Source organism: Mesorhizobium sp. WSM4884 (assembly GCF_029625675.1).
Lineage (GTDB): Bacteria > Pseudomonadota > Alphaproteobacteria > Rhizobiales > Rhizobiaceae > Mesorhizobium.
In genome coordinates this window covers 149,725-174,379 of the sequence record NZ_JARTVO010000012.1, presented here as the reverse complement: position 1 = coordinate 174,379, position 24,655 = coordinate 149,725, and the positions used below count along the sequence as shown (strand labels likewise).

Genomic DNA, 24,655 nt, shown 5'->3' with positions numbered 1-24,655 from the left:
CTTCCATTCGGACGCGCTGATCGCCGAATTGCAGGACGCGCTGGTCGAGACCTGGGACGCGCTCGGCATCCCCTACGGCGCCGCCGGCCGCCCTGCTGTCGCCGAGAGCGATCGGATCGTTCCGCTGCTGGTGCCGAAATCGGGCGGCTGACTTGCAGCTGTCGGGCGCTGGCCGCGCTCCGCTTGTCGCTGTTCGTCGTTCTCCAACGTTGCGACACTCCTAAGTCACGGCATGGATCCTAGGGTCTCCGCGACGTCGCTTCGCGACTGCTTCGCCCTTGGATGACGACGTCCATTTCGTCAGCCGATAATCGCAAACGTTGGAGATTGTCCGAGGCCGTCCTTCGGTCGTCATTCTAGGGCGTAGCAAGGAGCGAAGCGACGCGCACAGACCCTAGAATCCATGCCGTTACGTCTGCCTAGGAACGAAGCGGTGCAGAAAATGGGTCCGCAAACAAACACTTCCCGCCCGATTGCGACCTCACACCGTCTTCATCCATTTCGCCAGGCGATGCGCCGCTTCCTCGAGCTGATCGAGGCGGCGGTGGAAGCATAGCCTGAGGAAGGCCTCGCCGCCCGGGCCGAAGGCAGTTCCGGGCGCCAGACCGACATTGGCGTTGTCGACGATGTCGAAGGCAGCGGCGCGGGAATCGGTGATGCCATCGACCCTGAAGAACAGATAGAACGCACCTTCCGGCACGGTGAAGCGCGCCTTGCCGGTGGCACCCAATATATCGCAGACGAGGTCGCGCGCGGCACGTGCACGCTCGACCTGCTCGACGATAAATGCGTCGCCCTCCTCGAGGGCCGCCACCGCGCCGCGTTGCATGAACTGCGCGACGCCCGAGGTCGAATACTGAATCAGGTTCTCGAACACCTGCTGCAGCGCCGGATGGGTCTTGATCCAGCCAACGCGCCAGCCGGTCATCGCCCAGTTCTTAGAGAAGCTGTTGACGAACAGGATACGGTCTTCGCTCGTGGCGACGTCGAGGAAGGACGGCGCGCGGCCGTGCCCATAGTGAAACAGCGAATAGATCTCGTCGGCAATGATCCATAGGCCCTTTTGCCGGGCGAGATCGAGGATCGCCTTCAGCGTCTCCTTGTCTGCGGTCCAGCCGGTCGGGTTCGATGGCGTATTGATGAACAGAGCCTTCGTCCGCGGCGTGATGGCGGACGCGATCTTGTCGACATCGCAGGACCAGCCATTGCCGGACTGGTCGAGCGTGACCGCAACCGGGACGGCGCCGGCAACGCCGGCGGCGGCGGCGAAATTCGGCCAAGCCGGCGACAGGTAGACGACCTCGTCGCCGCTGCCCGCGATCGCGTCGATGGCGAGTTGGATGGCATGCATGCCGGAAGCGGTGACAATGAACTCTTCCTCGGCGAAGCGCTTGCCGAAATGCCTGGCGTAATAGCGGGCGAGCGCCTGCCTGAGCTCGGGAATGCCCTTCTGCCAGGTGTAGAAGGTCTCGCCATTTGCCAGCCCGCGGGCGGCGGCATCGCTGATGAAGGAAGGCGTCGGCAGGTCGCCCTCGCCGGCCCACAGCGGGATCAGGCCTTCACGCAAACGGCCGTGGTTGACGACGGCGACAATGCCGCTTTCGGGCGCAGCGCGAGCCTCGGTGCGCAATGTCTGGATCAGGGTCATGGAAGAATCCGTCTGGTTTTCCACGACTGCTAACGTCTTTTACGACAGCCGCAAACAGAAAACCCCGGCCGCGAACGGCCGGGGTTTTGGTCCAGCGAGTTCTGTCCTGAGATTACTTCTTGGCGAGCAGGTCGCGGATTTCGGTCAGAAGCTGGACATCCGCCGGCGGCGGGGCCGCGGCAGCCGCCGGTTTCTGGCCTTCAAGGCGCTTGCGCAGATTGTTCACCATCTTGACCATCAGGAAGATGATGAAGGCAAGGATCAGGAAGTTCAGCACCACGGTGATGAAGCTGCCATAGGCGAAAACGGCGCCCTCTTTCTTGGCATCTGCCAGCGTGGCCGAGTGGACGTTCGAGGACAGTCCAAAGAAATAGTTGTTGAAGTCCAGCCCGCCGAAGATCGCGCCGACGATCGGCATGATGATGTCGTTGACCAGCGAATCGACGATCTTGGAGAAGGCCGCGCCTATGATGACGCCGACGGCCAAATCCATCACATTGCCTTTGGAAATGAATTCCTGGAATTCTTTCAGCATTCGACCCTCCTTGCCATGACCGGCCGTGCTGCCGCCCCGGCTCTCCGGCGCCGACCCAAATCACAATAACAAAAACTCCCAGTTGCAAAACCGGAAAAAGGGCGAAGCCACCGGTTTGTATTTATCCGGTTCGTGTTTCTGCAGGCGTCACCAACCACATATGCGTCGAAAGCCGCGATGGACTTGGGCTCCAAGCTGTGGTTGCGTCTAAAGCGGGCGAGGAGCCCGTCAGGGAGGAAGTTCGAACCATGCAAGGCTGGTTCGTCGTCATCATCGCTATCGCCTATGTGACGCTGCTTTTCGCCATTGCCAGCGTCGGTGACCGGCGCTCGGTGGCAGCCGGGCTCGGACGGGCGCGGCCCTTCATCTATGCGCTCAGTCTCGCCATCTACTGCACCTCCTGGACCTTCTTCGGCTCAGTCGGCCTCTCCTCCGAGCGCGGCCTCGAATTCCTCGGCATCTACACCGGTCCGGTGCTGGTCTTCGTTTTCGGCTTCCCGCTGCTCAACCGCATCGTGCGACTGGCCAAGAGCGAGAAGATCACCTCGATCGCCGACTTTCTCGGCGCCCGCTACGGCAAGAGTTTTGCCGTCGCGGCGATCGCGACGCTGATCGCCACGATCGGAGCGGTGCCCTATATCGCGCTGCAGCTGAAGGCGATCTCGGGCTCGGTCAGTCTGATGATCGAGCATTATACGGGATCGCCGCCTTCCTTCGATCCATTCGTCAGCGACATCTCGCTGGTGGTCGCGATGCTGCTCGCGCTGTTCGCCGTGCTGTTCGGCACGCGCCATGCCGACGCCACCGAGCATCAGGACGGGCTGGTGCTGGCGGTGGCGGTTGAAACCGTGGTCAAGCTCGCAACCTTCCTCGCCATCGGCCTGATGGTGACCTTCCTGATCTTCGGCGGCCCCGGCGACATGTTGGCGACGCTCGCTGCGAATGCCGAGGTGCGCCAGGCCATGGGCTACAACACCTCCCTGGCCACCTGGCTGGTGCTGACGACCTTGAGCGGCTTCGCCATCCTGATGCTGCCGCGCCAGTTCTACGTCACCATCGTCGAGAATCGCAGCGAGGCCGAGCTGCGCACCGCGACCTGGGTCTTCCCGCTCTATCTCGTGGCGATCAACCTGTTCGTGCTGCCGATCGCCTTTGCCGGCCTGTCGCTGGTCGGCACCAGGACCAGCAGCGACCTCTATGTGCTGTCATTGCCGCTGTTCAGCGGCCATGACGTGCTCGCCATGGCCGCCTTCATCGGCGGCCTGTCGGCGGCGACCGCCATGGTCATCGTCGAGAGCGTGGCGCTGTCGATCATGATCTCCAACGACCTCGTCATCCCGCTGTTCGTGCGCAGGCTGCTCAAAACCACGTCCTCGCAGAACGAGGACTGGTCGACGCTGATCCTGAACGTCAGGCGGGCGTCGATCTTCATCATGCTGTTCATCGCTTTCCTCTATTACCGTGAGAGCACCAACAGTGCGCGGCTGTCCTCGATCGGGCTGATGTCGTTTGCCGCGATCGCCCAATTCGCGCCGGCGCTGATCGGCGGGCTAATCTGGCGGCGCGCCAACGGCAGGGGCGCCGCGCTCGGCATGGTTGCCGGCATTCTGGCGTGGAGCTACACGCTGCTGCTCCCTTCGCTCGTCGGTCCCGGCTCCGAGATCGTCGTCCATGGTCTGTTCGGCTTCGAGGCGCTGAGACCCCAGGCGCTGTTCGGCACCGTCGGCGAGCCGCTGAACCACGGCGTTCTGTGGAGCCTGTCGATCAACACGCTGTTTTTCGTGCTCGGATCGCTGTCTCGAGCATCCGTGCCGCTGGAGCGCATCCAGGCGGCGATCTTCGTGCCGCGCGAGGCGGGCCCGATGCCAAGCCTGCGCCGCTTCCGCACCGCCGTCACCGTCAACGACCTCAAGGACACGATTTCCCGCTATCTCGGCGTCGAGCGCACCGAGCGTTCCTTCCAGTCCTTCGAGAAGAACGCCAACGTCTCCCTGCACGGCAAGGAACAGGCCAGCATGGATGTCATCCGCTTCTCGGAGCAATTGCTGGCGAGCGCGGTCGGCTCGTCCTCGGCGCGGCTGATCCTGTCGCTGCTCTTCCGCCGCAACGACCGCGATTCCAAGGATGCCTTCCGGCTGCTCGACGACGCCACCGAGGCGCTGCAGCACAATCGTGACCTGCTGCAGATCGCACTCGACCAGATGGAGCAAGGCATCACCGTCTTCGACCGCGATTTCCGGCTGATCTGCTGGAACCGGCAATACCGGGCGTTGTTCGACCTGCCGGACGAGATGGGCCAGGTTGGCGTGTCGCTCGACCAGATCCTGCGCCACCTCGCCGAGCGCGGCGACATCCCCGCCGACCAGCGGGTGACGATGCTCAACCGGCTGACCAGCTTCGTCAGCCCCTGGCAGATGGAGCTCAGGACCAGCGGCCGCATTCTGGAGCTGCGCTCCAACCCGATGCCGGACGGCGGCATCGTCGCCACCTATGCCGACATCTCCGGCCGCGTCGAACAGGACCTGGCGCTGAAACGGGCAAACGAGTCGCTCGAGCAGCGGGTCCGGAGCCGCACCGCCGAGCTCACCCGCGTCAACGAGGAGCTGGCGCAGGCGCAGATGTTGGCCGAGGAAGCCAACCTCAGCAAGACGCGCTTCCTCGCCGCCGCCGGCCACGACATCCTGCAGCCGCTCAACGCCGCCAGGCTCTACTGCTCCTCGCTGATCGAGAAGGCCGGCAAGGGTCCGGCCGGCAAGGCCGCCATTAACATCGAATCCTCGCTGGAGTCGGTCGAGACCATTCTCGGCGCGGTGCTCGACATCTCGCGGCTCGATGCGGGAGCCTTGAAGCCCGAAGACACTGCCTTCAGCCTCGGCGGGCTGCTTGGCCAGATCGGCAATGATTTTCGCCCGCTCGCCGCGGAAAAGAAGCTCGGCCTGAAAATCATGCCGTCTTCCCTCGGTGTCATGACCGACCGCAACCTGCTTCGCCGGCTGATCCAGAACCTCGTTTCCAACGCCATCAAATACACGCGCGAGGGCCGCATCCTCGTCGGTGTCAGACGGCGCGGGGAACTGGCCGAGATCCAGGTGATCGACACCGGCATCGGCATTGCTGGCGACAAGCTCAACACCGTCTTCCACGAATTCACCCGGCTGGACGAAGGCGCGCGCGAGGCCGAAGGCCTTGGCCTCGGCCTCTCCATCGTCGACCGGATCGCCAGGGTGCTGAGGCTCGAAATCCGTATCTTCTCCAATCCGGGCAAGGGCACGCGCTTCTCCGTTATCCTGCCGGTGGCAGCGATCGCGACGCCGCCGCGCGAGATCTCCAAGACGCCCGCGCGCGCGGCATCATCGCTTGCCGGGCTCAACGTGCTGTGCATCGACAATGACGCGCGCATCCTGGACGGCATGCGGCTGCTGCTCGAAGGCTGGGGCTGCAGCGTCGATACGGCTTCGGGATCGGGAGACCTCGTACGGCCGGGCGCGCGAAGACCCGATATCGTGCTTGCCGACTACCATCTCGACGGCAGCACCGGACTCGACGCCATCCACAGGCTGCGCGCCGCTTACGGCCAGGACCTGCCTTGCGTATTGGTCACCGCCGACCGTTCCAGCGAGGTGCGCACCGCCGCAGGCAAGCTCGACATTGCGGTGGTCAACAAGCCGCTGAAGCCGGCGGTGCTGCGCTCGATGATGGCGCGTGTCAGGGCGCTGGCGCCCGCGGCGGAGTGACGTCGCTGGTGGGACTTATCTCAGTCTTGATGGCCGAGGCTTTTGAGATAGGCGCAGAACATGTCGGCGAGTGCGTCCGAATACGCTTCGATCTCAGCTGACGTTCGCCGGCTTGCCGAGAAATCCGGTCCTACCGCCGCCAGTGTCGTGATGATGAGCTCGCCAGCCCTGGTTCGAACAGCGTCCGAGGCGGCGGGCAATGCCGCGCGCATGAAGTCCTCGACCGTGCGATCCGCCGAAGCCTTTGCCTCCTGCACTTCCGGCGCGTCCCGATAGAGCGGCGCGGCGTCGCTCAGCGCCACGCGCAGCGGAGCCTCCTCGCATTCCGAGCGGATGAAGGCGTGCACCAGAACGCGTATCCGTTCGAGCGGCGGCTTTTCGACATCCTCGAGAATGCCGCACAGAAGGTCGGTCGTCTGTCGCCATTCGTCGCTCTGCAGGCGGAACAGCAACGCGGCCTTGTTGGGGAAGTACTGGTAGAGCGAGCCGACGCTGACGCCGGCTTTCTCGGCGACGCGCGTGGTGGTGAAACGCTGCGCGCCCTCGCTCGCCAAAACCTGAGCGGCTGCCTGCAAAATCGCCGCGACGAGTTCCGTCGCCCGGGCCTGTTTGGGCTGTTTTCGAGTGGAAATTGAAGGGCTTGGGCGTTGGACCACGGCAGCGCTCGGGAATGCGAATTGGAAATCTGAAGGATTATTCGTATTTTCGAGGCAACACAAGAACGCATTCGACTGGAGCCCGACCATGACCACCCTGACCGCAACCCCGCTCGCGCCGTTGCTCGCCCGCCTGTTCAAGGAAGCCGCCTCGGCGACCAGCCCGGCCATGGCCCGGTACTCGCAGGAGGAACGGGCGCGCCTGCTCGGCAGCAAGACCGAATATCTCGATTTCTACGGCAGCCTGAAGGACCTCTGGCTCGCGGTTTCACCGGAGACCGGCACGCTGCTCTACATGCTGGCGCGCAGCACGGGCGCGCGCATCATCGTCGAGTTCGGCACCTCGTTCGGCATCTCGACGCTCTACCTTGCCGCGGCGCTGCGCGACAATGGCGGCGGCCGCCTGATCACGACGGAGTTCGAGCCGTCCAAGGTGACGCGCGCCAAGGCCAATCTCGCCGACGGCGGCCTCCTCGACCTGGTCGAGATCCGCGAAGGCGACGCGCTGGAGACGCTCGCCGCCGACCTGCCCGACCGAATAGACCTTCTGCTGCTAGACGGCGCCAAGGCGCTCTATCCGGAGATCCTTAGCCTTGTCGAGAGCAGGCTCAGGCCCGGCGCGCTGGTCATCGCCGACAATGCCGACTTCTCGCCCGAATATCTGCAGCGAGTACGCTCGCTGGCGGGCGGCTGTATGTCGACCCCGTTCGGCGACGACGTCGAACTGTCGATGCGGCTCGGCTGAACCAGCTCCGCCACAAGCAGATCAACCAACTCACGCCGCTCTTCGAGCCGCCGTAGGCGTTCACGTCAGCCAACGCGCCATACCGGCCTTCGGGCCCCGTGCCCCGGGTCCTTGACGCATAGGTGACATCATGACCACATTTTCGTCCTCCTGGCGCGGGCTGCCGCGCCCGGCGCTGCTCGGCCTGTTCCTGTTCTTCTGCGCCGGCTTCGCCGACGGCGCGCTGGTGCCCTTCTTTCCGCTTTGGGCCAGCAGCGAAGCTGACATCCCTCTCGGCGCGATCGGCCTGCTGTTCGGCTGCTATGCAGGTGGCGAGCTCATCGCAGCGCCGCTGATTGGTGGCATTGCCGATCGGATTGGCCGGCGGCCGGTGCTGATCCTCTCGTCGTTCGGCGTGGGGTGCGGCTTCGTCGCCCTGTTCCTCGTCCACGGCGCTGCGGCCACCGCGGTCGTGCTAATTTTGACCGGCATGTGCGAGTCGGTGCTGCATCCGACCATCCTCGCCGCGATCGCCGATGTGACCGAGCCGTCGGCGCATCCGCGCTGGTTCGGCATGGCGCGTGTCAGCTCGAGCGCAGGGCAGATACTCGGACCGGCCTGCGGCGCCCTGCTGGCGCTCATATCGCTCAGCACCGTGTTCCTCGCGGGCGGCGGCATGCTCGTTCTGGGCGGGGTCGTGATGCTGGCGGCGCTTGGCGAGACGATCGGCAGCGGATCTTGTACAGCCGGCGATCAGGACGACGAGGAAGAAGAGGAAGGTCTGTCGGCGCTGCTGCCGGCCTTCCGCGACGGCCGCCTGGCAAAGCTGCTCCTCTGGGTCGTGCTGTTCGAGATTTCCGGCAACTGGATCGAGGCCGTCATCCCGCTCTATGCGCAGGACGCCGGCACGTTGGGCCCATCGGGCGTCGGTGCGCTGTTTGCCTATGCGGCCGCGCTGACGGTCGGCTTGCAGATGCTGGTGAGCCGCCTTGCCGAGGCGCGATCCGCGCTCTGGCTGACCATCGGCGCGGGGCTCTCGACGATCGCCGCCTTTGTCCTGCTCATTGCCTCGCCGGCGACGCTCTCCCTGATTGCCGCGGTTAGCCTCTGCTCGGTGGCGCAGATGCTGGTCGGGCCGCTCGTTCCGACCGCGGTCAATGCCCTTGCACCCGCGTCAAGGCGCGCCTCCTACATGGCGGCTTCGTCCGTGGCGGTCGATCTCAAGGACTCGCTTGGGCCCTCGATCGGCACCGCGCTCTATGCACTCGCGCCACGCCTGCCCTGGGCAACCGGCATTCCGTTGGTAGCGATCGCGTCGCTCGGCCTCGGCGTGGCGATCGGACGGGCACGGCATGCCCGTGGCGCGCGACGTCGGGGGCAGGTTTCGACGCAGAGGCCGCCAGGCCGGAGAAAGGCGCGGCCTGGTCAACGGGCCCGGCGATGGAGGAATATTCTTGAAGCAAGAGGGGACTTTAGCCCACCGGCTGCAGCGGGTCGCCGCCGATCTTGGAAAGCTGGATGACCGCCTGAGTGCGGCTGTCGACGCCGAGCTTTTGCAATATGGCGGAGACATGCGCCTTGATGGTGGCTTCGGAGACGCCGAGCTCATAGGCGATCTGCTTGTTGAGCAAGCCTTCCGCCAGCATGCCGAGCACGCGTGTCTGCTGCGGCGTCAGCGCCTGCAGGCGCTTGATCAGGTCGGAAATCTCGGGATCGCGCTCGACGCCGAGCTCGACGCCGGCGGGCGCGGCGATGTCGCCGGCAAGCACGGCCTGCACGGCGGCGCGGATTTCCTCCATGCTCGCCGACTTGGAGATGAAACCGGACGCGCCGAGGTCGAGCGCGCGGCGGATGGTGACGGGATCATCATGGGCTGACACCACCACCAGCGGCACCGAGGAATGGATGCCGCGCAACGAGATCAGGCCGGACAGGCCGCTGGCGCCAGGCATCGAGAGGTCGAGCAGCACCATGTCGATGTCTTCGTTGGCAAGGACCAGCGCCTTGGCGCTTTCGAAATCGCCAGCCTCGTGAATGGCGGCGACATCGCCGACACCGGAAAGCGCCTCCTTCAGCGCACCGCGAAACAACGGATGGTCGTCGGCAATGACGAAGGTGTGGCCCGGCGGCAAATATTCCTCCCCGGATCCCATCGTTGGTTATGTGCTTCTTGCGGGATCGCAATGATTATGCGGCGGCGCGGCGCGTTTTCAAGCAGCAAAGGCCGCGCGCAGGCTTTTCCCCAGCCAGATCAGGTCTTTTGCGGAGCCGGCTTCGCGCCACCGTCGCCGTTTTCCTTGTCCATGTCCTTGACGATGTCCATGAAGCTGCGGAAGAAGCGCTCCATGTAGCTCATCGTCTTGTTGAAGTCCTCTTCGCTGGGGAGGTTGGATTCGAGCCGGGCGGAGGGCGTATTCTCGAGCCTGGCGACGCGCTCGTCCAGCGCCTTGACCGAACTCTGCAGCCGGTCGATCTCCTCCTGGAAGGCGGCGCGCTCGTCGGCCGCCATCTTGCAGACGAGCTGGCCGGAGCGCTCCTCGCAGATCGACATCGCGCCGGTCTGGGTGTCCATGCGGACATAGCCGTTGGCCGACTTTTCGAGCCGATAGCGGTCGGTCTCCTCGGAATAGGCCGACGCGGCAACCAGCGAGCAAAGCGCCGCCGGGATCAGGATGTGCTGCAGACGCATGTTGTTTGTCCTCCATTTGCCGTTGAGCAAAGAATATCACAGGTTTGCGCCTGAAATGGGGAAGAGCGCGCAAGTACCCTTTCCCCCATGGTTGGTTCCGACTATAGCGCGACAATGTCTCAGATTATCTACAAGATTGCGCCCGAGGCGCTATGGCGCGAAGCTGAGCGCAACGGACGCTTTGCCGGAGCGCCGATCGATATCGCCGACGGCTTCATCCACTTCTCGACGGCAGCGCAGGTCAGCGAGACAGCGGCCAAGCATTTCGCCGGCCAGACGGACTTGCTTCTGATCGCAGTCGATGGCGCGCGGCTGGGCGGGGCGCTGAAATACGAAGTCTCGCGCGGCGGCGCCTTGTTCCCGCATCTCTATGCTCCGCTCGACCTCGATGCTGTTCTTTGGGTCAAGCCACTGCCGCTCGGCGCGGACGGCTCGCATCGGTTTCCGACGCTGGAGGACGAATGAGCGTGCTCGACCGGATCGGCCAGAAGCTGCTTTTCTCTTTCGATCCGGAAACCGCGCACGGCATGTCGATCGCGGCGCTGAGATGCGGCCTGCCGGTTGCCTCACCCCCCAGCCAAGACGCACGACTCAAGGCCAGCCTTTGCGGGCTCGATTTCCCGAACCCGCTCGGCATGGCGGCCGGCTATGACAAGAATGCCGAAGTGCCGGACGCGCTGCTCAAGCTCGGCTTCGGTTTCGCCGAGGTCGGCACGATCACGCCGCTGCCGCAGCCGGGAAACCCGAAGCCGCGCATCTTCCGGCTGACGGCCGACGAGGCGGTGATCAACCGGCTGGGCTTCAACAATGAGGGCCACGCCGCCGCCGAAAAGCGGCTCGCGGCGCGCAAGGGCCGCGGCGGCATCGTCGGCGTCAACATCGGCGCCAACAAGGACAGCGCCGACCGCATCGGCGACTATGAGCGCGGCGTGACCCGCTTCGCCCGCTACGCCTCCTATCTCACCGTCAACATCTCCTCGCCCAACACACCCGGCCTGCGCAACATGCAGGCGCGCGAGCAGCTCGGCGAGCTGCTGTCGCGCGTGATGGCGGCACGCGCGACAGCGTCGGCGCAGCCGCCGGTGTTCCTCAAGATCGCACCGGACCTAGTCGAAGCGGAATTGGAAGACATCGCCGCCGAGGTCGTCGAGAAAACGATCGACGGGGTCATCGTTTCCAACACCACGCTGTCGCGGACGGGGTTGCGGAGCACAAGCCTCGCGAGCGAAGCCGGCGGGCTATCGGGCAAGCCGCTTTTCGAGCGCTCGACCGCGGTGCTCGCCCGGATGCGCGAGCTGCTCGGTCCGGAGATGGCCATCATCGGCGTCGGCGGCGTCGACTCGCCGGAAACCGCGCTTGAGAAGATCCGCGCCGGCGCCGACCTGGTCCAGCTCTACACCGGCATGATCTATGCCGGCCCGGCGCTGCCAGGCCGCATCGTCGCCGGCATGGCGCGCTTCGCGGATCGCGAGCGCCTCAAATCCATCCGAGAGCTGCGCGATACAGGCTGCGCAAACTGGTCCAGGCGACTCTGACGAATTCCCACGAACCAGGAGACAGATGATGGCCGAGGTTCTGAACTCCGTCGTAGACTCGATCGGTGGGACACCATTGGTCCGGCTCGACAGGCTGACGGCGCAGGCGGGCGTCAAGGGCGGAATCCTCGCCAAGCTGGAATATCTCAACCCGGGCTTTTCGAAGAAGGACCGTGCGGCGCTTGGAATAATCGAGGAAGCCGAAAGATCCGGTGCCATCAAACCGGGACAAACGGTGGTCGAGCTGACCTCCGGAAACATGGGCACCGGCCTCGCGATCATCTGTGCGGTCAGGGGCTACCCCTTCGTCGCCGTGATGTCGAAGGGCAACTCCGAAGAGCGCGCGCGGATGATGACGGCGCTCGGCGCGGAAGTGATTCTGGTGGACCAGCTGCCAGGGTCGGTGCCGGGGCAGGTATCGGGTGGCGATCTGGCGCTCGTCGAACAGACCGCCAAGGCGGTGACGGCGGAACGAGGCGCATATCGCGCCGATCAGTTCCATCGCGACGGGAACTGGCTTGCGCACTATCACGGGACCGGGCCGGAAATCTGGGACGCCAGCCACGGCGCCGTCGATGCATTCGTCGACTTCGTCGGCTCGGGCGGAACATATGCGGGGGTAGCGAGGGCGCTCAAGGAACGCAATCCCCTGATCAAGTGCTTCATCGTCGAGCCTGAGGGTGCCGCAGCCGCCGCGGGAGAGAGGGTCACCCGCTCCGAACATCCCATTCAGGGCGGCGGCTATGCAATGCCGGACCTGGCATTCCTGAACAATGTGCCTGTCGACGGCTATCTTCAGGTTTCCGGTGACGAGGCACGTCAGGCCACGCGCTTGCTCGCGCGCAGCGAGGGCATCTTCGGCGGTTTCTCCTCCGGAGCGAACGTGGCCGCGGCGCTGCGTCTTCTAAACGGCGATCAATCAGGCAAGACGATAGCCATCGTCGTTTGCGACTCCGGGCTGAAATACCTATCGACCGACCTCTGGAGCTAAGAGGCAACGCTGCCACCGCTGCCCTCGGAGACATAGGCGACGCCAAGACATGGGCGACGCTAAAACGCCGTGCGTACCCTGAGCCGCAGCACCGCCAGCAGGCTCAATCCGCGCACCAAAAGGAAGACGTGAAGTGCTGCCCACAGGCCGCTGTTGCCGAAGGCCGGCGCCAGCGTGATGAGGGCGGCGCTGAAGGCGAGGAACGACAGCAGCATCATGTTGCGCATGTCGCGCGACCAAGTGGCGCCGATGAAGACGCCGTCCATCTGGAAGGCCAGCACGCCGCTCAGCGCGGTGAAGGCGGCCCAAGGCAGGTAGGCGTCGGCTGCCGCGCGGACGTCCGGCGAGGTCGTCACCAGCGCAACCAGATTGGCGCCGGCCGTCAGCAGGACAAGGCTGGCGATCCCCGCAAGGCCAAAGCCCCAGATCAGCGTCAGCCGCACGGCCTGCCGGAATGGGGTGGCCGCCTGCGCGCCGATGGCGCGTCCGGCCAACTGCTCCGCGGCGGTTGCAAAACCGTCGAGGAAATAGCCGGCGACGAGGAAGAAGTTCATCAGCACGGCGTTGGCGGCAAGCGTCACCGTGCCGAATTGCGCGCCCTGCCTGGTGAACAGCGCGAAGGCGGCGAGCAGCGAGAAGGAGCGGATCATGATGTCGCGGTTGAGCGACAGCATGCGCCTGTAGGCCGGCAGGTCGAGGATGCGCCGGCGCGACGGCCGCTCCAGCTTGCGGAAGCGGCTGAGCACGATGGCTAGGCCGAGCAGCATCGCCAGAAACTCGCCGGTGACCGTCGCCCAGGCAACGCCGGCAACACCCCAGCCGAGCTCGAGGCCGAGCAGGAAACAGAGCAGGATGTTGATGCCGTTGAGCACAGCCTGCAGCATAAGGCCAAGCCCACCCTCGCCGCGCCCCAGCACGTAGCCCAATATGGCGTAGTTGACGAGCGAGAAGGGAGCGGCGAGCAGCCTGATGCGGATATAGACCGACATCGCCGCGCTGACGCGCGGCTCGGCGCCCATGAACCACTGTCCGGCCACCGCAAAGAGCGGCGCAAGGGCGGCAAGCACGACGCCGGCGACGACCGCAATCAGCACGGCGCGCCAGAGAACGGCCTGTTCCTCCAATTGATCGCCGCGCCCGAACGCCTGTGCGACGAGGCCGGTGGTGCCGGAGCGCAGGAAGTTGAATGTGGTGAAGACGACGTCGAACACCAGCGCGCCCGCGGCCAGGCCGCCGAGCAGGGCGGCGTCGCCGAACTGGCCGACCACCGCAGTATCGACGATGCCGAGCAGCGGCGTCGTCAGATAGGCAAGCGTCATCGGCACAGCAATCGCCAACACCGAGCGATTGGTGACGTTGAAGGATCTGGCGTTGATCTCGGTCGCACCCTTATCCAAGGACTGCTGCCTTAATTGTTGCGGCTTGATCGAAGAGCCGATGTGCCTCAGTTTGCCGCTGCCGCGCAATCGCCATCCGGTGACGGCTAACCGAATTCCAGCTCTGGCGCAGGCCGCCCGTCATGGCTTTGCAGATCGTCCACCACCCCGACTACGACGCCGGCTTCGCCGTCAACCATCGCTTTCCGATGAGCAAGTATCCCTTGCTGATGGCGGCCTTGCGCGTCCGCGGCCTGGCCGTTCCGGAAGCGCTTTCGACGCCGGAACCGGCGCCGGCGGCGTGGCTGAAGCTCGCGCATGCGGCCGACTATGTCGATCAGGTGCTGGCCTGCGAGGTGCCGGCGAGGATCGAGCGCGAGATTGGCTTTCCGGTCGGCCAGCGCGTATCGCTCAGGGCTCAACTTGCCACCGCCGGCACGGTTCTGGCGGCGCGGCTGGCGCTGAAACACGGCATTGCCTGCAACGCGGCCGGCGGCAGCCATCATGCCACGCGCGCGCAAGGCGCGGGCTTCTGCACCTTCAACGACGTAGCCGTCGCATCGCTGGCACTGCTTGCGGAGCGCGCCGTCGAAAACATCCTGATCGTCGATCTCGACGTGCATCAGGGCGACGGCACGGCGGACATCCTGAAGGATGAACCCCGCGCCTTCACCTTCTCCATGCATGGCGAACGCAATTATCCGGCGCGCAAGATCGCCTCCGATCTCGATGTCGCCTTGCCCGACGGCACCGGCGATGCCGCCTATCTCGAACGGCTCGGCGCCATCCTGCCGGACCTATCGGCAAGCAGGCGATGGGATATCGTCTTCTACAATGCCGGCGTCGATGTCCATGCCGAGGACCGGCTTGGCCGGCTATCGTTGACGGATGACGGCCTGCGCGCCCGCGACAAGGCGGTGATCGGCCATTTCCGCGCTCGCGGCATCCCGCTGTGCGGCGTCATCGGCGGCGGCTATTCGACGGACGTGCCGGCGCTTGCTCAGCGCCATGCCATCCTGTTCGAGGTCGCAGCCGCTTATGGCTAACCAGGCTACTTCCTGTAGCTGGCGATCCTGAGCAGGATGAAGACCGGCACGACGATCGCGGCACCGAGCAGGATATAACCCAGGAAGCGGTCGATGGCGTGGAAGCCGAGATTCCACAAATCGACGAAGAACTGGCGGATGCCATAGAACACATCCATCGGGCTCCAGCCGAAGGCGTGCATGACGAGGCCGACGAGGAAGGAAACCACCAGCAGCTTCACGAGCACCCTGAGTGGCGTATCGCCGAGAAAGCGTGTCAGTGCGGGCAAGGCCGTTCTCCGGTTCGAGCTGCTCCGATTCGAAAGCGCGACTTCAGAAATACGCACTTGGTTGTCCGGCATCAAGCAGGGCGGCGCGCCATTGTCGGCCCGCGTATGACCCTGACGGGCGTCGAAAACATATCCAAGGTCTCGCGACGAGAGCCGATTGCTAGAGGCGGGGCCATCATGGTAACGAGGCTGCTGCGCGGGTATGATGTAATGGTAGCCTGTCAGCTTCCCAAGCTGAACGCGCGGGTTCGATTCCCGCTACCCGCTCCAGCTTGCGACGCAAGAGTTTGGATCAGACCTCACCAAGGGCCCAATTGCGCGACTGATTCGGTCGGCTGCCGGGATCGCGGGGCGGAATTGCATTGGGTCGACACTCAGGCCGAGCAGTTGGCGGAGGGTGAAGTCGGCTGTTTGAAAAGCGAGCGTTTGGATCTTGCACTCCAGCGCAAGACTCAGTCTGCAATTCACCCGGCAGGCGCAGGGGTACGCGGTTGCTGTTGCCTCAGAGGTAGAAGCCGATCCAGACGCGGCGGCGCCAGCAGCGGACATGACGCCGGCCATAGCGCCAGTAGCGGCGGCAGACCCTTCTCCAAACGCGACGGCGGCGGCGACGGTAATACCGATCGCGGTAGTAGCGACGGCGGCGGTAGTAGTACTGAACCGGCTGCAGCAGATCCTGGTCATCCTCCTCGTAGATGGCCGGATCGGGCTTGTCCAATTCATCGAGAATTCCATTGCCTCCGGGAATGCCGGCAACCGCCCTGCTCGGCCCCGCCAGGCTTGCAAATGCTGCCGCCCCCGCAACGCCAAGCATTCCAGTCAGAAACAACCGACGTTCCATCGAAACCTCCCGAGCTGTTGAGCATCGGCGGCTCATCCCTCACCGCATCAGGCTCCAGCGAGTGCCGATCGGTTTGAACGTGCAAGTAGCATTCTCGTTCCATTACCCCACTTCGCGCAAAATGAAGTCGTGCAGCATCTTGGCGGCGGGCGAGAGCACGCGGTTCTTGACCGTGATCAGACTGTAAGGCCTGACCTCGATGTCGAATTCGGTCTGCACCACGTCGATTGCTCCCGCCAGCCCATCGGCGCTCTGGATGAACTTGGCCACCTGGACCGAAACGGGGGCGATGGCATCGGATTGCGCCACCATCACCAGCGTCAGCAGCAATGACGAGGTGTTGAGGATGCGGTCGGGAAGCGGGATGTTGCGGTTCAGGAAATTGCTTTCCATCGCCTGGCGCAGCGGCGACCCGCCGGACTGGAAGACCCAGTCATAGGCGGCCGTCTCCTTCAGACCGACCATCTTGCCGCTGGCGAGCGGATGGCCGCGGCGCACGATCAGGCAAGCCTTCTCGATGCCGATGACGCGCGATTCGAACAGCCGCGGGTTGAGGTCGTCGGGGATGCGGGCGATGATGAAGTCGTGGCGCGACGCGATCAGCTCGCGGGCGAGCACGTTCGAGGTCTCGACCTGCATGGTGATCTCGATGCGCGGGTAGATGCGGCGGATCTCACGAATCGCCGGCACGGCCAATTCGATCGCCGGCGCGGTCACGGCGCCGAGGAACACCGAGCCACCCTTGCCGGCCTTGAGCTCCGAAATCTCGCGGTCGGCCTCGCGCATCTCGAGCAGAATCGAGCGGGCGCGCCTGGCGAGCGCCTGGCCGTAAGGGGTCAGCGTCACGCCGCGCGGCAGGCGCTCGCACAACTTAACGTCGAGCACCGCCTCCATCTCGGCGATCATGCGCGAGGCCGCCGGTTGGGAGATGTTCATGACCTGGGCGGCGGCGCTCACCCGTCCGTGATCGTCGAGCGCGGCGATCATGCGCATATGGCGCAGGCTCAAGCCGCTGCGCAGAAGCGTCTCCCCGTCTCCCGGGAGCTTCTCGTAACTTACTGAAATCGCATCAGGATCGCGCAGCGCCGCCATGATTTTCCAGCCTCTCCGCCAGTTCTTACCGCATGCTAAATCATACCAGTTTCGGTATAGCAACCACCAAAGATCGCATTTGACAGTTATGTCAAAGGAACTCACCCTTCCCGCGTTCCGAGGCGCAACGATCGGCAACGAGCAAAATCGTATCGATTGAAACTGCGCCGCGGGGCCGATTGGGAGGATACCGGAGATCGATAAAGCCGACAGTGGCGCGCCAGCGCTCCTGTTCGACTGCGCGGCCCGCGAAGCCCCGAGGTGTCGCGTCCATCAACCAGGGAGAGTAATGTGAAGATCATCAAGACGCTGGCCGCCATCGCGGCCCTTGGCATTGCCGCCACGACCTATTCGGCGCACGCAGCCGACAAGGGCCTTGTCGGCGTGCTGATGCCGACCAAGACCTCGCAGCGCTGGATCAACGACGGCGACGCCGTCAAGTCCCAGCTCGAAGCGCTCGGCTACACGGTCGACCTGCAGTATGCGCAGGACGATATCCCGAACCAGCTCAGCCAGCTGGAAAACGAAATCACCAAGGGCCCGAAGGCGCTGATCATCGCTTCGATCGACGGCACCACAATGGCCGATGCGCTGCAGAAGGCCAACGATGCGGGCGTCGTCACCATCGCCTATGACCGCCTGATCAAGAAGACCCCGAATGTCGACTATTACACCACCTTCGACAATTTCGGCGTCGGCGTCATCCAGGCGAATTCCCTGGTCAAGGGCCTCAAGGAGCGCTTCCCGAACACCAAGCCGTGGAACGTCGAGCTGTTCGGCGGCTCGCCCGACGACAACAACGCCTTCTTCTTCTACAACGGCGCGATGTCGGTCCTGCAGCCGCTGATCGACGACGGCTCGATCAAGATCAAGTCCGGCCAGATGGGCATGGACAAGGTCGGTACGCTGCGCTGGCTCGCCGCCACCGCGCAGGCTCGCATGGACAACCTGCTCTCGGCCAACTACTCGGACGGCAGCCGCGTCGATGGCGTTCTGTCACCTTATGACGGCCTGTCGCGCGGTATCACCGCCTCGCTGCGCGCCGTCGGTTACGGCACCGACGCGCAGCCCTGGCCGATCGTGACCGGCCAGGATGCCGAGACCGCCTCGGTCAAGCTGATCATCTCGGGCGAGCAGTATTCGACGGTGTTCAAGGACACCCGCGAGCTGGCCAAGTCGACCGTGGAGCTGGTCGATAAGGTGCTCTCGGGCGGCAAGCCTGAGGGCCTCGACACCAAGACTTACAACAACGATGTCAAGGTCGTTCCCTCGATCCTCCTGACGCCGGTTGAGGTCGACAAGTCGAACTACGAGAAGCTGGTCGTCGACTCCGGCTACATCAAGGCCGAAGAGCTGAAGTAATCCGGCTTGAAAACGAGGGGTCCTGCGCGACGCAGGGCCCCTTTTCGTTCAACGGCGAGCCCGGTATTGTTTTTGCCGGCTCTGCAGCGCCATGCGCCGTCGCGGCGAGGACCAGACTGCAGTATGTTGATTTCGCGCATGGCCCATTCCGGAAACGGAGAGCATGCGCCAGGGAGTGGAATTCCTGATGACCTCGACGATTTTGGAGATGCGCGACATCACCAAGACGTTCCCCGGCGTCAAGGCGCTGTCGAACGTCAACCTCAGCGTCGAGGAAGGAGAAATCCATGCCATCGTCGGCGAGAACGGCGCCGGCAAGTCGACGCTGATGAAGGTGCTTTCGGGCGTCTATCCGTCCGGCACCTATGAAGGCGAGATCGTCTTCCGCGGCCAGGAGTGCCACTTCAAGGGCATCCACGACAGCGAGCATATCGGCATCGTCATCATCCACCAGGAACTTGCCCTGGTGCCGATGCTGTCGATCGCGGAAAACATCTTCCTCGGCAACGAGCATGCCACCTACGGCGTCATTGACTGGAACGCCAACGAGAAGCGCACCGGCGCGCTGCTCAAAAAAGTCGGCCTCAAGGAAGATCCCAAGACGCTGATCACCAATATCGGCGTCGGCAAGCAGCAGCTGGTCGAGATCGCCAAGGCGCTGAGCAAGGAAGTGAAGCTCCTGATCCTCGACGAGCCGACCGCCTCGCTCAGCGAGAAGGACAGCCAGGCGCTGCTCGATCTGCTGCTCGAGTTCAAGCGCCAGGGCATGACCTCGATCCTGATCTCGCACAAGCTCAACGAGGTGAACCGCGTCGCCGACAAGGTGACGGTGATCCGCGACGGACGCACGATCGAAACCCTGCCCAGGAGGGAGATCAGCGAGGACCGCATCATCACCTCGATGGTCGGCCGTTCGCTCGACGACCGCTATCCGCCGCGCGAGCCGCAGATCGGCGACGTCATTTTCGAAGTGAAGAACTGGTCGGTCTACCATCCGATCCATGCCGAACGGCAGGTCATCAAGAACATCAACCTCAATGTGCGCAAGGGCGAGGTGGTCGGCATCGCCGGGCTGATGGGCGCCGGTCGCACCGAATTCGCGATGAGCCTTTTCGGCCGCTCCTACGGCCGGCACATCACCGGGGAGGTGTCGCTCCACGGCAAGCCGATCGACCTCTCGTCGGTGAGCAAGGCGGTGGAGAACCGCATCGCCTATGTCACCGAGGACCGCAAGACCTACGGCCTCAACCTCATCGACCACATCAAACACAATGTGACTTTGGCCAACCTGGGCGGCGTCTCCAGCCGCGGCGTCATCGACGACATGCGCGAGATGAGCGTCGCCAACGACTACCGCAAGAAGACCAACATCCGCGCTTCCAGCGTCTATCAGCTGACCGGCAACCTTTCGGGCGGCAACCAGCAGAAGGTGGTGCTGTCGAAATGGCTGTTCGCCGACCCGGAAGTGCTGATTCTCGACGAACCGACGCGCGGCATCGACGTCGGCGCCAAGTACGAAATCTATACGATTATCGCCCGTCTAGCCGCCGAGGGTAAGGCAATCATCGTCATCTCGTCGGAAATGCCGGAGCTGCTCGGCATCAGCGATCGTATCTATGTCATGAACGAAGGGCGTATCGTCGGCGAAATGGCGGCAAGCGACGCCAGCCAGGAAAAAATCATGCGCGCCATCGTTCGCGGAGAAGGAAAAGCATCATGAGCACAGACAGCGCTCCCGCGCCGCAGAGCGGCGTCGCCGAGGACGTCAAGCAGGGTCCGCGCATCGCCGTCTCGGCGCTGACGACGAATTTGCGCGAATACGGCCTGATCATCGCGCTGATCGTCATCATGCTGTTCTTCCAGTACACGACGTCGGGAACGCTGTTCAAACCGGTCAACCTCAGCAACCTGGTGCAGCAGAACTCGTTCATCATCGTGATGGCGCTCGGCATGCTGCTGGTCATCGTCGCCGGCTATATCGATCTCAGTGTCGGCTCCGTCGCCGGCTTCATCGGCGCGCTTGCGGCGATGATGATGGTCATCTGGCCGCTCGGCATATTCAGCAATCCGCTGGTGGTCTCGATCGTCTGCCTGATCGTCGGCGCGCTTATCGGCGCGGCGCAAGGCTATTGGATCGCCTATCACCGGATACCAAGCTTCATCGTGACGCTGGCGGGCATGCTGATCTTCCGCGGCATCTGCCAGGCGCTGCTCGGCGGCGGCTCCTCCGTCGGCCCGCTCCCCGACAGCTTCAAGGCGCTGAGCTCCGGCTTCATCCCGGACGTCATCGGCCCGCTGACGCTGATCCCGCCGACGGTGAACGCCGCCGGCAAGACCATCGTCGGCAGCGGCCTCACGCTGCATATGACGACGGTGGTGCTGGGCATGGTCGCTGTGCTCGCCTATGCCTATTTCGGGCTGAGGGCCCGCCGCAAGCGCGAACGTCATGGCTACGAGGCCGAGCCTTTCCCGCTGTTCGTCATCAAGACGCTGGTGGGAAGCGCGCTGGCGCTGTTCCTGGTCTTCCAGTTCGCCAGCTACAAGGGCCTGCCGGTCGTACTTATGGTGATGGGCGTGCTGATCTCGCTGTTCGTCTTCGTCACCAAGCGCATGACCATCGGCCGCCGCATCTATGCCATGGGCGGCAACGCCAAGGCGGCGCAGCTGTCGGGCATCAACACCGAACGGCTGACGCTGCTCGTCTTCATCAACATGGGCGTGCTGTCGGCGCTCGGCGGCCTGATCATCGCGGCGCGCCTCGGCCAGGCCGTGCCGGCCGCGGGTCTCGGCAGCGAACTCGACGTGATCGCTGCCGTCTTCATCGGCGGCGCCTCGGCGATGGGCGGCGTCGGACAAGTCATCGGCGCCGTGGTCGGCGGCTTCATCATGGGTGTGATGAACAACGGCATGTCGATCATGGGCGTCAATGTCGACTGGCAGCAGGTGGTCAAGGGCCTGGTGCTGCTCGGCGCCGTCATCTTCGACGTCTACAACAAGAACAAGGCCTGACAGGGCGAGGGCAATTCCGGAAAGTGCATGGCGGTTTTCCATCCGGAATTGCGCAAAAACAAATATTTGGAGCGGGCCAGCTACTAGGCTGAACCGCTCCGGCGAGGAAGCAGGAGGCATACGGGTCCAGATCGCGGAGCTGCCGGCAACCCGTCGGCGCCAAGAAGTCCCCTGAAGGACCGGGCTCGCGAGCGCAATCCGGACGAAGAGTTTCACCCGTGGCACGGATCGGTTCCGGGCCGCGCTGGTCAGGGTTTTGCTGTCGGCAGCCCGGCCAAGGCAAAAGAGAGAGGGTTCATCATGCTGATTTCCCAGATCCTCGACGACGCCGAGACGATCCGCGTCGTTGCCCGCAGCGGCGGCAAGACCCGGATCATCAACGGCGCGCGCAGCGTCTATTCGCTGGCGATGGAGGCGGCGCGCACCGGCACCGGTCTCGAGGCGCTGATCGAGCGCAAGGGCTATGGCGAGACGGTCGACCTCGACGCCGCCTACAAGAAGGGGCGGCTGGTATCGCCGATCAACCATCCGGACCCCGCGCATCTCCACCTCACTGGCACGGGACTGACGCATCTCGGCTCCGCCGCGACGCGCGATTCCATGCACAAGAAGCTCAGCGACGGCGAGGAGCAGCTCACCGATTCCATGAAAATGTTCCGCATGGGGCTGGAAGGCGGCAAGCCGCCAAAGGGCCAGATCGGCGTTCAGCCGGAATGGTTCTACAAGGGCAACGGCACCATGGCGGTGGCGCCCGGCGCGGCACTGATGTCGCCGGCCTTCGCGCAGGACGCCGGCGAGGAGCCGGAGATCGCCGGCATCTATGTCATCGGCGACGACGGCGCGCCGTTCCGGGTCGGCTTCACGCTGTCGAACGAATTCTCCGACCATGTGACCGAGCGGGTGAACTACCTTTTCCTCGCCCACTCCAAGCTGCGCAACGCCTCGTTCGGACCGGAAATCCTGATCGGCGACCTGCCCGCCGACATCAGAGGCTCATCGCGCATCTGGCGCGACGGCAAGGTGCTTTGGGAAAAGCCGTTCCTGTCGGGCGAAGCGAACATGTCGCACACCATCGCCAATCTCGAGCATCACCACTTCAAATATTCGGCCTTCCGCCAGCCGGGCGACGTGCATGTGCACATGTTCGGCACCGCGACGCTCTCCTTCGCCGACGGCGTCAGGACTGAGGCCGGCGACGTGTTCGAGATTGAGGCCCAGGATTTCGGCCTGCCGCTGCGCAACCCGCTGGAGATCGAGAAGCCTGTGAAGGTGGCGGTGAAGGCGCTGTGAACAAACAAGGAAGCTCAAATTTCGGACGGAGGGTTCGGGCAATCAGTTGCTTGCGGTCCTTTATTGTATCTGTGGGCGTTGCGCTTTCGCTCGCCCATTCGCCATCGGCGGCCCATGCCGCGACGCAGTGCAGCGCAAAATCCTATCGGGAAGTTCGCGAGCCGATGGCAAAGCGACTTTTGGCAGCAGGGTATTCGGGCGAACAAGCTGCTTTTCTGATGAGCAAAGCCGACCTGCTGACATCGGAGCTCCGCAGCGACAAGCTGAATGACCGCGCCAGACCCTGCGGCATCGACTCCGCCCGAGCGCATGTGCTCAGTTGCGTGAACAAGCTGCTGTTTCCTTTGAAGGACTCAAAGACCTCGCTTGACGCCGAAAAGCCGGCTGCTTCTTGGGGCAAGAAGCGATTGGCGGGGCGCGAACTGCTGTTTATCGGCTACTTCAACGCATGCCTTGGCACCGCGAAGCAGCGCATGTTTGGCGGTTAACGAGGTCCCGGCCAACCTTAGATCGCCATTTCGACCTCAGCGCGCGGCGCGGAAATGCTTGGAGAGCTTGAGCCCTTGCGCCTGATAGTTGGAGCCGAGATCAGTGCCATAGAGCGCCCGCGGGCGCTTGAGCATATGCTCGTAGACCAGGCGGCCGACGATCTGGCCGTGGTCGAGGATGAACGGCACCTCGTGGCTGCGCACTTCGAGCACGGCGCGGCTGCCGCTGCCGCCGGCGGCGGAATGGCCGAAGCCCGGGTCGAAGAAGCCGGCATAGTGGACGCGGAACTCGCCGACCAGCGGGTCGAAGGGCGTCATCTCGGCGGCATAGAGCGGCGGCACGTGCACGGCTTCGCGAGAGACCAGGATGTAGAACTCGTCCGGGTCGAGGACCAGCTCGCCGGCGCCGCTCTTGTAGAGCGGCTCCCAGAAGTCGACGACGTCCTGCGCGGCGCGCTTGTCGACGTCGACGAGTCCGGTGTGGTGCTTGCCGCGATAGCCGACAAGGCCGTCCTTGTCGCCGTCGAGATCGATGGAGAGCGCGATGCCGCCGCCAGAGATGTTGGGCGGCTCGGTAGCGACCAGCATCTCGGCGCGGTGGACGTCGCGCAATTCCTTCTCCGACAGCACCGCGTTGCCGATGCGGAAGCGTATCTGCGACAGCCGCGAGCCGGCACGCACGACGATCGGGAAGGTGCGTGGGCTGACTTCGAGGTAGAGCGGGCCATGGTAGCCGGCGGCGATCTTGTCGAACTCGTGGCCGCGGTCGGTCATGACACGCGTGAAGATGTCCAGCCGCCCGGTCGAGCTCTTCGGGTTGGCGGAAGCCGACACTTCCGCCGGCAGCGCCAGGCTCTCGAGCAGCGGCACGATGTAGACGCAGCCCGTCTCCAGCACCGCACCTTCGGCAAGGCTGATCTCGTGCAGTTTCAGCCGATCGAGCTTGTCGGCCACCAGATGGTCGGGACCGGGCAGGAAGGAGGCGCGCACGCGAAAGGCCGTGTCGCCGAGCCTGAGATCGAGGCTGGCCGGCTGGATCTGGTCGGTGTCGAGCGCGCGCGGCGACTTCAGCGCATTCGCCTCGAACAGCGCCGCGATGTCCTGATCCGGAAGAATGCCTGTCTGCCGCAAGGTCTGGCTCCGATCGAAGGCCGGGCAAGCGCGTGGTTCTTTTGCAGGCTCCTGCCGAAACCGTAAACGGCTTGCGCTAGCTGCCTGGTACAAACCTCTTAATCAAGCCGGCAATTGACGCAAGCGCGGCGCAGGTCTAAAGGGTCGTTATCCCGTGGTGATTTGGCCGGTCGGCTTGCAGCCACGTTAAACAAGTCGCTAAAGGACCGCTGGCCGCGAGGCCATATGGACCGGTTGCG

The 24,655-nt window shown here is 64.2% G+C and carries 22 protein-coding genes, 1 tRNA gene, 1 pseudogene and 1 riboswitch; of the genes and pseudogenes, 14 read left to right on the top strand and 10 right to left on the bottom strand.

From position 1 onward, the window contains the following. Positions 1 to 151: pseudogene (locus tag P9236_RS19940) on the top strand (5-aminolevulinate synthase); the annotation flags it as partial. A gap of 330 nt (positions 152 to 481) precedes the next feature. Here P9236_RS19940 and P9236_RS19935 read toward each other — a convergent pair. Beyond that, complete coding sequence (locus P9236_RS19935) at positions 482 to 1,648, bottom strand: pyridoxal phosphate-dependent aminotransferase (protein WP_278076195.1); 1,167 nt, start codon at positions 1,646 to 1,648, stop codon at positions 482 to 484. 112 nt (positions 1,649 to 1,760) lie between these two features. Next, a complete protein-coding gene (gene mscL / locus P9236_RS19930) occupies positions 1,761 to 2,183 on the bottom strand; it encodes a large conductance mechanosensitive channel protein MscL (protein WP_278076194.1) in 423 nt (140 codons plus the stop codon). Positions 2,184 to 2,431: 248 nt separating this feature from the next. Here mscL and P9236_RS19925 point away from each other — a divergent pair, with 248 nt between their 5' ends. Further along, positions 2,432 to 5,917 carry a PAS domain-containing hybrid sensor histidine kinase/response regulator gene (locus P9236_RS19925; RefSeq protein ID WP_278076193.1) on the top strand — a complete coding sequence of 1,162 codons (3,486 nt, stop codon included), beginning with the start codon at positions 2,432 to 2,434 and terminating at the stop codon, positions 5,915 to 5,917. A gap of 20 nt (positions 5,918 to 5,937) precedes the next feature. On the opposite strand, the gene P9236_RS19920 is transcribed toward P9236_RS19925, so the two are convergent. Continuing rightward, entirely contained in the window at positions 5,938 to 6,573 is a 636-nt protein-coding gene (locus P9236_RS19920) for a TetR family transcriptional regulator (RefSeq protein WP_278076192.1), read from the bottom strand. An 88-nt stretch (positions 6,574 to 6,661) separates the two neighbouring features. Between P9236_RS19920 and P9236_RS19915 the strand changes: the two genes are divergently transcribed. Together P9236_RS19915 and P9236_RS19910 are read left to right on the top strand one after the other, a co-directional pair. After that, entirely contained in the window at positions 6,662 to 7,318 is a 657-nt protein-coding gene (locus P9236_RS19915; protein ID WP_278076191.1) for an O-methyltransferase, read from the top strand. Between the two features lie 130 nt (positions 7,319 to 7,448). Beyond that, positions 7,449 to 8,819 carry an MFS transporter gene (locus P9236_RS19910; RefSeq protein WP_278076189.1) on the top strand — a complete coding sequence of 457 codons (1,371 nt, stop codon included), beginning with the start codon at positions 7,449 to 7,451 and terminating at the stop codon, positions 8,817 to 8,819. Here the strand turns inward: P9236_RS19910 and P9236_RS19905 are convergent. Together P9236_RS19905 and P9236_RS19900 are read right to left on the bottom strand one after the other, a co-directional pair. Further along, positions 8,770 to 9,429 carry a response regulator transcription factor gene (locus P9236_RS19905; protein WP_278076188.1) on the bottom strand — a complete coding sequence of 220 codons (660 nt, stop codon included), beginning with the start codon at positions 9,427 to 9,429 and terminating at the stop codon, positions 8,770 to 8,772. The two genes, P9236_RS19910 and P9236_RS19905, sit on opposite strands and share 50 nt — an antisense overlap. Positions 9,430 to 9,548: 119 nt before the next feature. Beyond that, on the bottom strand, positions 9,549 to 9,986 hold the full coding sequence (locus tag P9236_RS19900; protein ID WP_278076187.1) for a hypothetical protein: 438 nt from the start codon (positions 9,984 to 9,986) through the stop codon (positions 9,549 to 9,551). Between the two features lie 114 nt (positions 9,987 to 10,100). On the opposite strand from P9236_RS19900, the gene P9236_RS19895 reads away from it, so the two are divergent. Genes P9236_RS19895 through P9236_RS19885 form a run of 3 tightly spaced genes read left to right on the top strand, consistent with a single transcriptional unit; the run spans position 10,101 to position 12,512 of the window. After that, complete coding sequence (locus P9236_RS19895; protein ID WP_278076185.1) at positions 10,101 to 10,451, top strand: DUF952 domain-containing protein; 351 nt, start codon at positions 10,101 to 10,103, stop codon at positions 10,449 to 10,451. Then, entirely contained in the window at positions 10,448 to 11,521 is a 1,074-nt protein-coding gene (locus tag P9236_RS19890; RefSeq protein ID WP_278076184.1) for a quinone-dependent dihydroorotate dehydrogenase, read from the top strand. Before P9236_RS19895 ends, P9236_RS19890 begins: the two co-directional genes overlap by 4 nt. Before the next feature lie 28 nt (positions 11,522 to 11,549). Then, positions 11,550 to 12,512 carry a cysteine synthase family protein gene (locus tag P9236_RS19885; RefSeq protein WP_278076183.1) on the top strand — a complete coding sequence of 321 codons (963 nt, stop codon included), beginning with the start codon at positions 11,550 to 11,552 and terminating at the stop codon, positions 12,510 to 12,512. 59 nt (positions 12,513 to 12,571) lie between these two features. Here the strand turns inward: P9236_RS19885 and P9236_RS19880 are convergent, their stop codons facing one another. Continuing rightward, positions 12,572 to 13,909 carry an MATE family efflux transporter gene (locus tag P9236_RS19880; protein ID WP_278076182.1) on the bottom strand — a complete coding sequence of 446 codons (1,338 nt, stop codon included), beginning with the start codon at positions 13,907 to 13,909 and terminating at the stop codon, positions 12,572 to 12,574. Positions 13,910 to 14,031: 122 nt separating this feature from the next. Between P9236_RS19880 and P9236_RS19875 the strand changes: the two genes are divergently transcribed. Further along, complete coding sequence (locus P9236_RS19875; RefSeq protein ID WP_278076181.1) at positions 14,032 to 14,934, top strand: histone deacetylase; 903 nt, start codon at positions 14,032 to 14,034, stop codon at positions 14,932 to 14,934. Positions 14,935 to 14,939: 5 nt separating this feature from the next. Here P9236_RS19875 and P9236_RS19870 read toward each other — a convergent pair whose 3' ends face one another. After that, complete coding sequence (locus tag P9236_RS19870; RefSeq protein WP_278076180.1) at positions 14,940 to 15,203, bottom strand: DUF6460 domain-containing protein; 264 nt, start codon at positions 15,201 to 15,203, stop codon at positions 14,940 to 14,942. Between the two features lie 196 nt (positions 15,204 to 15,399). Here P9236_RS19870 and P9236_RS19865 point away from each other — a divergent pair. Beyond that, positions 15,400 to 15,473 (top strand) — tRNA-Gly (locus tag P9236_RS19865). 232 nt (positions 15,474 to 15,705) lie between these two features. Here the strand turns inward: P9236_RS19865 and P9236_RS19860 are convergent. Continuing rightward, a complete protein-coding gene (locus P9236_RS19860) occupies positions 15,706 to 16,044 on the bottom strand; it encodes a protamine-2 (modular protein) (RefSeq protein WP_278076179.1) in 339 nt (112 codons plus the stop codon). A gap of 102 nt (positions 16,045 to 16,146) precedes the next feature. Beyond that, a complete protein-coding gene (locus tag P9236_RS19855; protein WP_278076178.1) occupies positions 16,147 to 17,136 on the bottom strand; it encodes a LysR family transcriptional regulator in 990 nt (329 codons plus the stop codon). Between the two features lie 291 nt (positions 17,137 to 17,427). Between P9236_RS19855 and chvE the strand changes: the two genes are divergently transcribed. The 5 genes from chvE (at position 17,428) to P9236_RS19830 (ending at position 23,285) form a co-directional block, all read left to right on the top strand. Further along, a complete protein-coding gene (chvE, locus tag P9236_RS19850; RefSeq protein WP_278076177.1) occupies positions 17,428 to 18,498 on the top strand; it encodes a multiple monosaccharide ABC transporter substrate-binding protein in 1,071 nt (356 codons plus the stop codon). A 187-nt stretch (positions 18,499 to 18,685) separates the two neighbouring features. Continuing rightward, complete coding sequence (gene mmsA, locus P9236_RS19845; RefSeq protein ID WP_278076202.1) at positions 18,686 to 20,218, top strand: multiple monosaccharide ABC transporter ATP-binding protein; 1,533 nt, start codon at positions 18,686 to 18,688, stop codon at positions 20,216 to 20,218. Further along, positions 20,215 to 21,507 carry a multiple monosaccharide ABC transporter permease gene (mmsB, locus tag P9236_RS19840; RefSeq protein WP_278076176.1) on the top strand — a complete coding sequence of 431 codons (1,293 nt, stop codon included), beginning with the start codon at positions 20,215 to 20,217 and terminating at the stop codon, positions 21,505 to 21,507. The genes mmsA and mmsB overlap by 4 nt, the downstream gene beginning before the upstream one ends. Before the next feature lie 300 nt (positions 21,508 to 21,807). Beyond that, positions 21,808 to 22,797 carry an AraD1 family protein gene (gene araD1 / locus P9236_RS19835; protein WP_278076175.1) on the top strand — a complete coding sequence of 330 codons (990 nt, stop codon included), beginning with the start codon at positions 21,808 to 21,810 and terminating at the stop codon, positions 22,795 to 22,797. 164 nt (positions 22,798 to 22,961) lie between these two features. Continuing rightward, on the top strand, positions 22,962 to 23,285 hold the full coding sequence (locus P9236_RS19830; RefSeq protein ID WP_278076174.1) for a hypothetical protein: 324 nt from the start codon (positions 22,962 to 22,964) through the stop codon (positions 23,283 to 23,285). Between the two features lie 36 nt (positions 23,286 to 23,321). On the opposite strand, the gene P9236_RS19825 is transcribed toward P9236_RS19830, so the two are convergent. Continuing rightward, positions 23,322 to 24,416 (bottom strand): 2'-deoxycytidine 5'-triphosphate deaminase, encoded by a 1,095-nt coding sequence (locus tag P9236_RS19825; RefSeq protein ID WP_278076173.1) that lies wholly within the window; start codon positions 24,414 to 24,416, stop codon positions 23,322 to 23,324. A gap of 144 nt (positions 24,417 to 24,560) precedes the next feature. Beyond that, a riboswitch (SAM riboswitch) is annotated at positions 24,561 to 24,638 on the top strand. The last annotated feature ends 17 nt before the right edge of the window (positions 24,639 to 24,655 follow it).